Source organism: Nakamurella sp. (assembly GCF_048594475.1).
GTDB lineage: Bacteria > Actinomycetota > Actinomycetes > Mycobacteriales > Nakamurellaceae > Nakamurella.
The window spans coordinates 16,804-27,114 of the sequence record NZ_JBMDXT010000542.1; the positions used below are offsets into that span (position 1 = coordinate 16,804).

Below are 10,311 nucleotides of genomic sequence, written 5' to 3' on the forward strand. Positions count from 1 at the left end.
TCGGTTGGCGGTTGTCGGTTGTCGGTTGTCGGGTTCGGGGTCCGGATGGGTGGTGGCTCAGCTCGCGCCGGCCAGGACGCCCGCCCGGGGGGATCGCTCCGTCCCGGCCGCGGTGGCGGCCTCGGCGCCGGGGGCGGCCACGGTGCCGGGGGCGGGCGCGGGGCCGGGGTGAGCGGCGCGGGCCGCCGCCGCGTCGCGGGCGGCGACCTCCTGGCGGACGATCGGGATGACGTAACGGCCGACATCGATCGCGTCGTCGTAGATGTCGTAGCCGCGGGCGGACAGCAGGGTGATGCCCAGGTCGTAGTAGTCCAGGAGGGCGGCCGCCACCGTCTCCGGGGTGCCGACGAGCGCCGTTGAGTTTCCCTGCCCGCCGGTCAGGCGCGTCGGGGCGGTCCACAGCGCGCGGTCGTGCCGATCGGCGTCCGCCGTCGCGGCGAGCAGCCGCCTGGACCCGGCGTTCTCCGGCTCACCGATGTGGTGGTGGGGCGGTCGACCGGTCACCCCGCTGGAGATCCGGCCGAGGATCCGTTCGGCCTTCGCCCACGCCAGCTCCTCGGTCGGGGCGATGATCGGCCGGAACGCGATCTGCAGCCGAGGTCGGGGCCGGCCGGCCGCGGCGGCCGCCGCGTCGATCGAGGCGATCTGCTGCCGGGTGCCGGCCAACGGCTCGCCCCAGAGCGCGTACACGTCCGCCTCGGCTGCGCCGACCCGGTAGGCCGCCTCGGAGGAGCCGCCGAAGGACACCCGTGGTCGAGGGTGCTGGACCGGCCGGATGTCCGGCCGGTACCCGCGGATGTCGTAGTGGGTGCCCGGATGGTCGAACGCATCGGGCGATGTCCAGGCCTGCTTGACGATCCGGATGTACTCCCGGGTGCGGTCGTACCGGGTGTCCTTGTCCAGGTGGTCGCCCTCGGCGGCCTGGTCGGCCGTGGATCCCCCGGTGATGAAGTGCACCTCGGCCCGCCCACGGGAGAGGTGGTCGAGCGTCGCGATGGTCTTGGCGAAGAAGGTCGGTGCGGAGACGTTCGGGCGATGCGCGATCACCAGGTTGATCCGGTCGGTGTGCCCGGCGACGTATGCCGCCACCTGCGCCGGATCGGGCGAGCCCGAGTGGTAGGCGAACAGGATCCGGTCCCAGCCGTTGTCCTCGTGGGCCCGGGCCAACCGGCGGGTGTACTCCAGGTCCAGGATGTCGCCCCGGCGCGGCGTGACCTCGCTGGCCGGGTTGGTGCCGGCAATCCCCAGGAACTCAACGGGCATGGGAACTCTCCAATCGGTGGGGGCGGACGGGTGCGTGCGAGAACAGGGGGCGATCGGCGGCGGGCGGGCGAACGGCGGGACCGGCCAGCTCGAGCAGGATCTGCCGGGCGACCGCGTCGTTCTGCCGGAACCCCGGTCCGTTGAATCCCGGTCGCGAGAAGCCGGCCGAGCCGGCCGATCCCGACACGGACGGGCCGAGCAGGAACCGTCGTGGGTGCACCGACCGGTCGGCGCGGCGGGCGCGGGCGAGGTCGTCGGCCAGGAGCTGACCTCCACCCAGGGCCCGGCTGGAGGCGGCCGGTACCGGCTCGGCGGCCAACTCGCCGCGGTCCAGCAGGGCACGGATCACCGGATCCGTCGCGGATCGGACGTCGGGCCGGGGGAGCCGGGCGTCGACCAGGGCCCGGGCCCGGACGGTTCCGGGCACGGCCGGCGACCGACCGACGAAAAGCCCGTCCTGCACGGTCACCTCGAACTCGGGGCCGGCGAACCGGACCAGCCCGGCCCGATGCAGGGCGAGCAACTCGGCCAGCCGGCGCGGTGGCGGCCCGCTGGCCAGAAACGAAAAGAACCCGTGGAAATCGCCCTCGACGAATCGGATCCGATCCGCCGGCGCGATGAGTCCCCGGTTGATCAGAACGCCCAGCACCCCGTAGACGGTGAGCAGCGCATCGAAGACGGCGGCGTCGGCGGAGAAGTCCGGATCCGCGCGGCGTCGCAGGTCGGCCTCCACGTACTCGACGACGGCATCGGTCAGGTCGCGATGGGACCCGTAGAACCGCCCGGAGAGCGGCCGGTCGATGCTCGGCAGGTCGAACCGGTCCTCCTGGCGGGGGACCGCCCGCTCCACCAGCCGCGCGAACGCGTCCCCGGTCACCCGGGCCGCATCCAGCACGGTCCGGAAGTCCGCCCACGACATCAGCACCCGGTCCGGGTGGGCGGTGAACAGGCGCCGGTAGTGGGCGCCGGCCAGTTCCTTGGCGATCAGCGGCCAGACCACCCCGCGGAAGTCGACCGGCCGGCCGTCGTCGCCCGTGCTCGCCCGGACCGCCTCGACGGTGAAATACACCGGTGGGACCGGCACCGAGCCGGGAACGGCGTAGCCGATCTTCGCGTGGTACGGCACCCCCCGCCGGGATCCCACGTGCAGCACCGGCTCCCGACCGCTCGGGTGGTAGATCAGCCGGCCGTCCGCCGCCTCGTCGAACCGGCCGCCCCGGCCCTGGCCGAGCAGCACCATCAGGTCGATGAAGGCGAGCCCGAGGCCGCGGACCAGAACCGGTTCGCCGGGCCGCAATCCGGACAGGTCGAGGTCCGCGGTGTACCCCGGCGGCAGGTAGCTCAGCCCGTGCCGCTGCGCGGCGGCGGCGAGGCCTCGCTCCTCGTCGGTCAGCTCCCGGTCCAGGAAACCCTGGGCCAGCACGAGCACGTCGGCCACCAGCCGGGTGCCGTCCTCGAGCCGCACGACCTGCCGGCCGCCGGGACGGCTCTCATCCACCACGCCGACCGCCTGCCGGCGATGCTCGACGACCCGGACCCGATCCGGCAGCGCCGCGACCGCCCGGTCGAACGCCCACCGCAGGTAGTGCGACTGCACCCGCCGGGAGGCGAAGTCGTTCGGTCCGAGAGAGTCGGCCTCGGCGGCCAGCCCGTGCGCGACGAGGACCTCCCGGCCGGGCCCGGCGATCCACCGGTCCAGCGCGGGCCCGGGCACGATCGGTCCGGCGCAGCTGACCGACTCGTCGGTGAACACCGTGGTGTCCCTGGTCATCGAGTTCATCCACAGCAGGTCGCTCTGATCGCTCCGCCAGATCCGGCCGCCGCCGGCCGGATACGGATCGACGACGTGGATCTCCAGCGGACCGTCGGGCAGGAGTTCGGAGTTGGCCGCGATCCGCTCGACGAGGCCGACCGTGCGGGGCCCGCCGCCCACGAAGACCAGTGAGCGGGTCATCGCCGGGACCCGTTGACGGCCGTGGAATGCACGTGGCGCCGGTCGTCCGGTCCCCAGCCCGCCGCTCCGCCGACGGTCGCCAGGGGCTGGCTTCCCCGGATCTCGGGGTCCGCCGGGCGATGGTCCGGCGCCGTCCAGGCGGCGAGTCCGGCGCCGGGCACGAGTTCCTTGCCGAAGGCGAGCGGACCGATCGACTCCGGGTCCGCGGTGAGGTCGAAGCGCGGCGTGTAGCCCGTCCGCAGATAGAGGTCGCGGGCCTCGGGCTGGCGGGGCCCGGTGGTGAGATGGATACGCCGGTAGCCCAACTCGACCGCCGCCGCCTCGAGTTCGGCCATCACCCGGATGCCCAGCCCGCGCCGGCGGTGCCGGTGGGCGGTCCAGACCCGCTTGACCTCGGCGGTGGTCGCGTCGTACCGCCGGATCGCCCCACCGGCGACCGGCCGGCCGCCCTCCGTCAGGACGACGAAAGCACCGTGCGGCGCGACGAAGTCGGTCGGTGGGACCTCGGTGAGAGTGGTGTTCGGCGACGTCCGGCCGTAGCGGGTGCCGTACTCGACGACCAGGTCGGCCAGCAGCGGTCGCAGCAGCTCGTCGCCGGGATCGACCCGGTGGACCTGCAGATCGGCCGAGCCGGCCGACGGGGACACCCGCGGACCGGCGGCCGCGTCCACCCGGGCCGGCAGCGGACCGGACCGGCCGGCCGCGCCCGCCAGGGTGGCCAGGAACTCCTCGGTCACCTGGGCGACCGGGCCCAGCGACGGCGGCGCGATCAGGACCCCGCCGTCGGGGAAGGTCCGGATGTGCGCGGACGGAACGAACCAGCCCGGCGTCACGTGGGCCGCACCGAGCGACGACAGCAGGGGGCGCAGGGCGTAGTCGACCGCCAGCACGTGCGCCGGCGACCCGCCGGTCGCCAGCGGCAGCACGGTCTTGCCCCGCAGGGCGAACTGGGGGAGCAGGTCGAGAAACACCTTGAGCAGACCGGAGTACGACGACTGGTAGACCGGGGTCGCGACCACCAGCGCGTCGGCGTCACGGACGGCGCCGACGGCGTCGATCAGCGCGGGGTGGGTGACGTCGGCGGTCAGCAGCGACGCGGCCGGCAGCGTGCGGACGGGCAGGGTGGTGACGGTGTGCCCGGCGGCGGCCAGGCGCCGGTTGACGTGGGTGACCAGTGAGTGGGTACTCGACACCGGCTGCGGGCTGGCCGAAATGCTCAGGATCGTCGACATGGCTGCTCCGTGAGGGGAAGGGCGTGGTGGGCGCAGGTGTCCGGGGCCATCTCACGGGCTCCCGGCATGGGCCGCGGCGGCCGCGCGGTCGCTGCGCAGCCGGAACAGCGAGGGCGGGTCGGCCGTGCCGTCGACCAGCCCGACGACCAGCTCACCGATGGCGGGAGCGAACTTGAAGCCGTGGCCGGAGAATCCGGCGGCGACCGTGATCGGGCCGGCCCGGTCGATCACGAAGTGGCCGTCCGGGGTAGAGGTGTACAGGCAGGTGGTCGCGTGCGCGGTCGACGCATCCACCCCGGGGATCCAACGGGAGGCGTAGTCCCGCAGCCGCGCCACCCCGGCGGGATCGGCGCGGAAATCGCGGTCGTCGGGGCCCGTGCGGGGTCCGGTGCCGTGCTCACCGACCTTGACGCCGTCCGGCGAGGCCAGCCCGTAGATCCCGGCACCGGTGTGTCCGGCGCCCGGATGGTGCAGGAAGCTGGGCCAGCCCACCGGGGTCTGCGCCGGAACGAAGTGAACGGGCTGCTCCTGGGTGGTGACCAGGTCGGGCAGCCGGCGGGCGATCGCGGGTACCGCGGCCAGCAGGGACGCGGTCCAGGCGCCGGCGGATACCACGACCTGGTCGACGCGGAACGCCCCGGAGGCCGTCAGGACCCGGACCCCGGATGGCGCGAGGCGCAGGCCGGTCACCGGGGTGTGGAACCACGTCCGGGCCCCGGCCTCCCGCGCCTGACGGTGCAGGGCGGCCACGGCATGGTCGGCGTGCAGGCGGCCGGCGTCGGGGTGATGCAGCACCATGCCGTCGAAGCGCAGCCCGGGCCACCGGGCTGCGGCCTGGTCGGGCGTGAGCGTCGTGTGCTCGATCCCGAGTTGCCGCAGCATCCGGGTCAGGCGACCCACCGCACCGGGTTCGCCGTGATCGACGGCCCCGGTCCGGGCGTAGAACCGTCGCCCGTCCAGCCGTTCCAGCCGGCGCCAGAGCCGGGCCGCCCGGCCGGCCAGGCCGACGTAGTCGGCCAGTGGGTAGGAGTACCGGAAGATGCGCGAGCTCCCGTGGGAGGCACCCCGGGCGTGCCCGGGGGCGTACTGCTCGAACAGCACGACCCGATGTCCCCGGTCCGCCAGTTGCCAGGCGGCGGCCGAGCCGATGGCGCCGCCACCGATGACGGCGACGGTGTGCGGCTCGACGGCGGTGCTGCGGGACATGATGCCTCCTCTCGGATCTCGTGATGGATTCGGTGAGCGGTCGGTGGGCGCGCGTCAGCCGGTCTTGGGCAGGCCGGGCGGGTTGAGCTCGGACGCGGCGACCGCCTCGCTGGCCAGATTCCAGCGGTCGAGAACCTGCTGGTACGTACCGTTCTCGATGGTGTGCTGGATCGCCGCCTGGAATGCCGGGGCCAAACCGTTGTCCTTGGCCGTCAGCACCGCGATCTCGCCCTGCAGGGCGTCTCCGGCGCCCGAGTACGTGGCGACCACCTTGGTCCGGCCGGTGCTGGCGGCGTGGTACTGGGCGGTGGGGTTGGGCCCGAGGTACCCGTCGATGCGTCCCGAGTCCAGGGCCAGGTAGTAGTCCGTCGAGTTCTGGAAGTACTTGATGTCGATGGGCGCCAGACCCTCCGCCACGTTGGCGTCGTTCCAATCGACGAGCAGCTTCTCCTGGTTGGTGCCCGACCCGACCGCGATGACCTTGCCGGCCAGATCCTTTCGGCTGGCGACCGTCCATGGATCGTCGATCCGGGTCTCCAGGGCGAGGTTGTCCTGCCGGTAGGTGGCGAAGTCGTACTTCTCCTTGCGCTCCTCGGTCACCGTGACGTTGGAGATGAACGCGTCGGCCTCGCCGGAGTCGATCCGTACGAAGTTCTGCGCCCAGTCGGCCGTCTGCAGGTCGACCTGCAGTCCCAGGACGTCGGCGAACAGGGAGGCCAGGTCGACCTCGGATCCGATCAGGGTCGTGTCGTCGGTGGCGTAGAAGCGCAGCGGCGGGGCCGTCCCGGCGGAGCCGGTGACCCGCAGGGTGCCGCGGTCGCGGATCGCCTGCGGCACCAGCGACGCGATGGCGTCCACCTTCGCCGTGGTGATCCGGTTCTGCTCGGGGTCGAGGTTGAACTGCACGGCCTGGGCGGCGGCCGGTGAGGCCGACCCCGCGCTGGCCTCGGCGCCGCTCGCGGCCGACGTGGAACCGTCGGCGCCGCTGGAGGATCCGCCGCAGGCGCTGATCGCCAGGGCCGCGGCGACCAGCGCCCCGGTCAGCGCGAGCAGGCGTCCGGTACGGGTGAACATGGTGGTCCTTTCGGTGGGGTCGGCCGGGCGGGAGCGCCCGGGCCGGGATGTGGCGGGTGTCGAGTCAGAGCACCTTGGACAGGAACGCCCGGGTGCGGTCGTGGGTGGGGTTGTCGAGGACCTGGTCCGGCGGGCCCTGCTCGATGACGACACCGCCGTCCATGAAGATCACGGTGTCGGCGACCTCGCGGGCGAAACCGATCTCGTGCGTGACGATGATCAGCGTGCGACCCTGGCCGGCCAGCGTCCGGATCGCCTCCAGCACCTCGCCGACCAGTTCCGGGTCCAGCGCCGAGGTCGGTTCGTCGAAGAGGATCACGGCCGGATCGAGGGCCAACGCGCGCGCGATGGCCACGCGCTGCTGCTGGCCACCGGACAGCTGTCGCGGGTAGGCACCGGCCTTGTCGGCGACGCCGACGGCGTCCAGCAGGTCGCGGGCCCGCGCGGTGATCTCCGCCCGCCGGCGCCGCGCCGCGCGGCGCAGGGGTCGCCGGCCGATGCGCAGCGCCGCCAGCGGGGCCTCGACCACGTTGTCCAGGACCGTCAGGTGCCCGAACAGGTTGAAGCTCTGGAAGACGAAACCGACCCGTGCCCGCTGGCGCAGGATCTCGCGTTCGGGCAGTTCGTGCAGTTTGTCGCCCTTGAGCCGGTACCCTATCGGCTCGGAATCGACCAGGATAACACACTTGTCGACCTTTTACAGGTGATTGATGGCGCGCATCAGGGTCGACTTGCCCGACCCGGAGGGGCCGAGGACGACCGCGACCTCACCCCGACGCACCCGCAGGTCCACCCCGTTGAGGACGTCGAGCGCCCCGAACGACTTGTGCACGCCCAGCACCTCGACGGCGTACTCCGGATCGCCGATGACGGCCGGTGCGGCCGCGGTGGCCGGTGCCTGGATCAACCTCGTGCTCATCGGGTGTGCTCCGCGGACTGGCGCCGGGCCCGGGCGGACCAGTCGGCCAGGTGGGCGCGGGCCTTCTGCAGGGGCGTCAGGGGCATCGTCCGGACGGCGCCCTTGGCGTAGTGCCGTTCGACGTAGTACTGGACGATCGACAGGGCCGTCGTCATCAGGATGTACCAGACGGTGGCCACCATGAGCAGTGGGACGACTCGCCCGTTGCGGCCGTAGATGACCTGGACCTGGTAGAAGAGCTCGGCGATCGCCATGGTCGAGACGATCGAGGTTCCCTTGAACAGGCTGATGACCTCGTTCGCCGCGTTGGGCAGGATGCCGCGCATCGCCTGGGGCAGCACGATCCGGAAGAACTGCCGGCGCCGGGGGATACCGAGGGCGGCGGCTGCCTCCACCTGGCCGTGATCGACGGAAAGAATTCCCGCCCGGACGATCTCGGCCGAGTAGGCGGCCTGGTGCAGGCCCAGTCCGATGACCGCCGCGGTCATTCCGCTGATGGTGGAGTTTACGTCGAACGTGGCCAGGGCGGGGCCGAACGGCACGCCGATCGACAGCGTGTCGTAGAGGTAGGCGATGTTGAACCAGAACAGCAGCTGCACGATGAGCGGGATCGATCGGAACGCCCAGACGTAGGTCCAGGCGATCGTCTGCAGCACCGGGTTCTTCGACAGCCGGGCGGCGGCGATGGCGACACCGAGGGCGAAGCCCAGCACCGTCCCGTAGATCGTGAGCTGGATGGTCAGCCACATCGCCTGCAGGACGACCGGCGCGGTGAAGTACTTGGCGAAGGTCGCCCAGTCCCACCCGGAGTTCGTGGCCAGCCCGTTGACGAACTGCGCGACCACGATCAGGGCGGCGGCGGCCGACAGCCAGCGCCAGGGATGGCGGGCGCGGACCACCGTCAGCGTGGACGGATCAATGCGCCGGGCGGCGATGTCGACCGGATCCGCCGCGGGGGCGGCCGGTCGGGCATGGACGGGAAGGGTCGTCACGGGGGTTCCTCGGAAAGGTGGATCCGGCGGGGGACACGGGACGCCCGACGTCGAAACGAGTCGAGGGTCGCGCGAGCCACGGCGCGGCGAAGCCGCTACCGTCGAGTGCTGCCCGGCTGGGCGTCAGCGGCGACAGAGACCGCTGGCCAGCCACCCGTGATCGACGTGCCGCCGCCGGGACAGGTCCCGTCGATCCGCACTGCGTGCCGTCATGTCTTCCTCACCCGGTGGTCTCGGGTTCGGGGAACCCGCGCTTGCCGCAGACAATGGGTCTGCTGCCGTGTCGTCACCCGGAGCACCCCACCGCGGTGGGAGGGTTGCCGCCCAGCAAGCCGGGGCTTGATGCTGGAACTCATGACCTTCATTGCAGCCTACGGACGGAATGTGTTCGCGTCAAACGGCTCTGCTGTGATGTGTGCCGGACGAGGCGGTTTCGTCGGCGGGGCCGAGCCAGGTGTGCGGGTTGAGAATGCCGGTCGGGTCCAACACCTGCTTGAGGCGGCGTTGCAGCTCGATACTGGACCCGTCCAGCTCCGACCGCAGCCAGGGCCGCTTCGTGATGCCGACACCGTGTTCACCGCTGATGGTTCCGCCCAGCGCCAGGGCGGCCCTGACCAGTTCGTCGGCGGCGTCCAGCAGGCGGGCCGGCGGCCGCTCGTCCGCCGGTGATCGGGGCGCGCTGAGAACCGGGTGCAGGTTGCCATCGCCGACGTGTGCGACCACGGCGCTGTCCAGCCCGTGCCGGCGCGCGATCGCCTCGATCGCCTCGATCGCGGCCGGGACGGCCGAGCGGGGCACGGCCACGTCCTCGCCGATCAACCATTGGTCGGTACCGAAGCCCCGGCCGTGCCGGCGCAGCCAGAACCAGCGCTGCGCGGCCGCCTCGTCCGGCAGCTCGACGACGCCCCCGGCCCGCGTGAGGGCATCGGCGACGACGTCGATCTCGGTATCGGCGCCGAACCCGTCGGTCTGTGCCAGCAGGAGCGCGCGGCCGCGGCCGGCCAGGTCGGTGCCCTGGGCCTCGTCAATGGCGCGCAGGGCGCCGTGGTCGAGCAACTCCAACGCGCTGGGCCGGGCCCCGGCCCGGGCGATCGGGGTGACGGCGGCCGCTGCCGCCGATGCCGAGTCGAAGAAGGCGATGGCGGTCCGGGTCCGCGCCGGCCGGGGGAGCAGCCGGACGGTCGCCTCGACCACGACGCCCAGGGTTCCTTCGGACCCGACGAACAGCCCGGTCAGGTCGTAGCCGACGACGCCCTTGAGTGTCCGGCGTCCGGTCCGCAGGATCGAGCCGTCGGCCAGGGCGACGGTCAGCCCGAGAACCGAATCCCGGGTGACGCCGTACTTCACGCAGCGCAGACCGCCCGCATTCGTCGCGATCGTCCCGCCCACCGTGGCGATCTCATGACTGGCCGGGTCGGGGGCGTAGAGCAGCCCCTGCCGGGCCGCGGCCCGGTCCAGATCGGCCACGATCACCCCGGGTTGCACGACCGCGACGCCGTCGTCGGCGTCGATCTCGAGGATCCGGTCGAGCCGCGCGGTGGACAGGACCAACGCCCCGTCGGGGGCGGCCGCGCCCCCCGGCCCCGCGCGGCCGGCGCCCCCCCGCCCCCCCGGAACCCCCCCCCCGGGCGCCGCCCGCACGGGGGGGGGGGCCCCGTGCCCCCGGGGCGG

Annotated in this window: 7 protein-coding genes, 1 pseudogene and 1 riboswitch; all 8 genes and pseudogenes read right to left on the minus strand. The window is 72.9% G+C overall.

The window, feature by feature from the left end:
* Positions 1-57 precede the first annotated feature (57 nt).
* The 8 genes and pseudogenes from ACOJUF_RS24465 to ACOJUF_RS24500 all read right to left on the minus strand — a co-directional run bounded on the left by ACOJUF_RS24465 (position 58) and on the right by ACOJUF_RS24500 (position 10,191).
* Positions 58-1,263 (minus strand): LLM class flavin-dependent oxidoreductase, encoded by a 1,206-nt coding sequence (locus ACOJUF_RS24465; RefSeq protein WP_420124412.1) that lies wholly within the window; start codon positions 1,261-1,263, stop codon positions 58-60.
* On the minus strand, positions 1,253-3,217 hold the full coding sequence (locus tag ACOJUF_RS24470) for an FAD/NAD(P)-binding protein (RefSeq protein WP_420124413.1): 1,965 nt from the start codon (positions 3,215-3,217) through the stop codon (positions 1,253-1,255). Before ACOJUF_RS24470 ends, ACOJUF_RS24465 begins: the two co-directional genes overlap by 11 nt.
* Positions 3,214-4,449: an NADPH-dependent FMN reductase gene (ssuE, locus tag ACOJUF_RS24475; protein WP_420124414.1), complete on the minus strand. Its 1,236-nt coding sequence runs from the start codon at positions 4,447-4,449 to the stop codon at positions 3,214-3,216. Before ssuE ends, ACOJUF_RS24470 begins: the two co-directional genes overlap by 4 nt.
* A 51-nt stretch (positions 4,450-4,500) precedes the next feature.
* Positions 4,501-5,655, minus strand: a complete 1,155-nt coding sequence (locus ACOJUF_RS24480; RefSeq protein ID WP_420124415.1) for an FAD-dependent oxidoreductase — start codon at positions 5,653-5,655, stop codon at positions 4,501-4,503.
* 54 nt (positions 5,656-5,709) lie between these two features.
* Positions 5,710-6,729, minus strand: coding sequence for an ABC transporter substrate-binding protein (locus tag ACOJUF_RS24485; protein WP_420124416.1), 1,020 nt, complete (start codon positions 6,727-6,729; stop codon positions 5,710-5,712).
* Positions 6,730-6,793: 64 nt separating this feature from the next.
* Positions 6,794-7,648 (minus strand): annotated as a pseudogene (locus ACOJUF_RS24490) (amino acid ABC transporter ATP-binding protein).
* Positions 7,645-8,640, minus strand: coding sequence for an amino acid ABC transporter permease (locus tag ACOJUF_RS24495; RefSeq protein WP_420124417.1), 996 nt, complete (start codon positions 8,638-8,640; stop codon positions 7,645-7,647). The pseudogene ACOJUF_RS24490 and the gene ACOJUF_RS24495 overlap by 4 nt, the downstream one beginning before the upstream one ends.
* Before the next feature lie 245 nt (positions 8,641-8,885).
* A riboswitch (SAM riboswitch) is annotated at positions 8,886-9,000 on the minus strand.
* Between the two features lie 33 nt (positions 9,001-9,033).
* Positions 9,034-10,191 (minus strand): FAD-binding oxidoreductase, encoded by a 1,158-nt coding sequence (locus ACOJUF_RS24500; RefSeq protein ID WP_420124418.1) that lies wholly within the window; start codon positions 10,189-10,191, stop codon positions 9,034-9,036.
* Between the last annotated feature and the right edge of the window lie 120 nt (positions 10,192-10,311).

Excerpts from the sequence above, each read along its gene's own strand:
- ACOJUF_RS24465 (WP_420124412.1), bottom strand. The coding sequence starts at position 1,263 with ATGCCCGTTGAGTTCCTGGGGATTGCCGGCACCAACCCGGCCAGCGAG.
- ACOJUF_RS24470 (WP_420124413.1), bottom strand. The coding sequence starts at position 3,217 with ATGACCCGCTCACTGGTCTTCGTGGGCGGCGGGCCCCGCACGGTCGGC.
- ssuE (WP_420124414.1), bottom strand. The coding sequence starts at position 4,449 with ATGTCGACGATCCTGAGCATTTCGGCCAGCCCGCAGCCGGTGTCGAGT.
- ACOJUF_RS24480 (WP_420124415.1), bottom strand. The coding sequence starts at position 5,655 with ATGTCCCGCAGCACCGCCGTCGAGCCGCACACCGTCGCCGTCATCGGT.
- ACOJUF_RS24485 (WP_420124416.1), bottom strand. The coding sequence starts at position 6,729 with ATGTTCACCCGTACCGGACGCCTGCTCGCGCTGACCGGGGCGCTGGTC.